This is a genomic window from Rothia sp. (in: high G+C Gram-positive bacteria), assembly GCF_030540545.1.
GTDB lineage: Bacteria > Actinomycetota > Actinomycetes > Actinomycetales > Micrococcaceae > Rothia.
This window is the reverse complement of the sequence record NZ_JAUNVZ010000018.1, coordinates 1-1,613: the sequence shown is the minus strand read 5'-3', so window position 1 is coordinate 1,613 and position 1,613 is coordinate 1. Positions and strand designations below refer to the sequence as shown.

The window sequence follows — 1,613 nt, the reverse complement described above, 5'->3', positions numbered from 1 at the left end:
GGATCCGGCCCCGCCTACGGGTTCCTGCTGGCGGAGACTATGGCGAGTGCCGGTGCGAAGCTTGGTCTGGATGAAGAGACCGCACAGAGGCTCGCATCCGCAACGATTGCGGGCGCCGGGTACCTGCTGGATAGTAACCCGGATGCCGCCGCCCTGCGTAAGGCTGTTACCAGCCCGAACGGAACCACTGAGCGCGCTATCAATACCTTTATTGACAAGGGACTTTTCGATCTCACCGAGGATGCGATGCGCGCCTGCGCCGCCCGCTCCGCTGAGCTGAGCGAGCAGTACACGGCTGACTAGCCCCCGCCTCCTGCTTATCCCTCCCCGTGCTTTCCCTGCGTCACTTGCCGGTGTTCACCCCACCCCCTCATAAAAAGAGCCTTTATTTGAATAAAGCGGGATTTTTAACGCTTTATTCAAATAAAGGCTCTTTTTTTGTAAATGGGGCGGGGGAGTACGAGGACGCAATAACTATATAAGACCAAAGTTGCGAAGCGATTGTTCCAACACTTTCGGGTTTCCGCCATTTACATGCTCCCATCGCAGCCTGATAAGCCGCCACCCGGCACGCATTAACGCGTTTTCCCGCTCTTTCTCGCGGTCAATCGCCCAGCCATCAGGATTCATCACCCGGCTTGTTTGCTTCACGCGCCCGTCGAACTCAACAATCACCCGCTGAGCTTCAAACGCGAAGTCACCTAAAAATTGACCCATCTCCGTCGTAATCGGGTATTGCTCAGTGGGGGATAACCCATACTCGTAGAGCCGCAACCGTGTGAGGGTTTCTCCCGGAGAATCAGATTTATCGCTCATTAACCGTGCCACCTCGCGTGCCTTTGCAGCACCTTTTCGTGGAGAACTGAGAAGCGCATCCTGAACCTCAGAATAGTCCAAACGCGCGCCTTCCTGCTGACGGCTCAGAGCGCCATCTGCAATAACAACCGCACCATCAAGCGGAAGCGTGCGCGCGCATCCAACAACTGTCTCTAGCCGGTTCACAGCGAATACCGTGGATAACACATGTGCGTGAGGGGCTTCCTTCGTGTATCGGTCTTCGTGTACGCGAATATCCGGATGCTGAATGCCGCCGCTAGAGCGCATATGCACTTCGCGAGGGTAATGCAAAACCGGAATGCCATAGGCGCAGGCTGCGCTTTGGTGACTGAATACGGCAGACTTCAGGCGGCGTGAGAAGGCGGTGATACGTGCTGCATGCTGTTCTGCCGGATTAAGGGCATTCCAATCTTGGGCATATATGTACTGGTTTTGAGCCAAGGGAATGAGTACACCAGACGCATACATTTGCTTAACTTTTCTGGCACTGATTCCTGTATCGGTAAGTTCGGCAAAACTTTTAATGAGCGGATATACCCGCTCCAGAGGCTTCATGAGAGACATAATGGCAGTACATCATGAACGAGGCCCCCGCCAGACTGCCTATGTTACTTTCTGTGGATAAAATAGCGTACCAGGACACTCTGCATAGTTATCCACAGGCCCCTCCCTGCATAAAAAGGCTCTTTATTTGAATAAAGCGGGATTTTTAACGCTTTATTCAAATAAAGAGCCTTTTTATGACGGAGAAGAGGGGGAGAGAAGCGGTAAGGTAA

Annotated in this window: 2 protein-coding genes; one reads left to right on the top strand and one right to left on the bottom strand. The window is 53.3% G+C overall.

What is annotated here, in order from left to right:
- A partial coding sequence (locus Q4P78_RS08580; RefSeq protein WP_303339963.1) for a pyrroline-5-carboxylate reductase occupies nt 1-303 on the top strand: 303 nt, incomplete at its 5' end.
- 171 nt (nt 304-474) lie between these two features.
- On the opposite strand, the gene Q4P78_RS08575 is transcribed toward Q4P78_RS08580, so the two are convergent.
- The gene (locus Q4P78_RS08575) at nt 475-1,401 is read right to left on the bottom strand and encodes a DUF559 domain-containing protein (protein ID WP_303339962.1); all 927 of its coding nucleotides are present in this window, start codon (nt 1,399-1,401) and stop codon (nt 475-477) included.
- Nucleotides 1,402-1,613 lie beyond the last annotated feature (212 nt).

Excerpts from the sequence above, each read along its gene's own strand:
- Q4P78_RS08575 (WP_303339962.1), bottom strand. The coding sequence starts at position 1,401 with ATGTCTCTCATGAAGCCTCTGGAGCGGGTATATCCGCTCATTAAAAGT.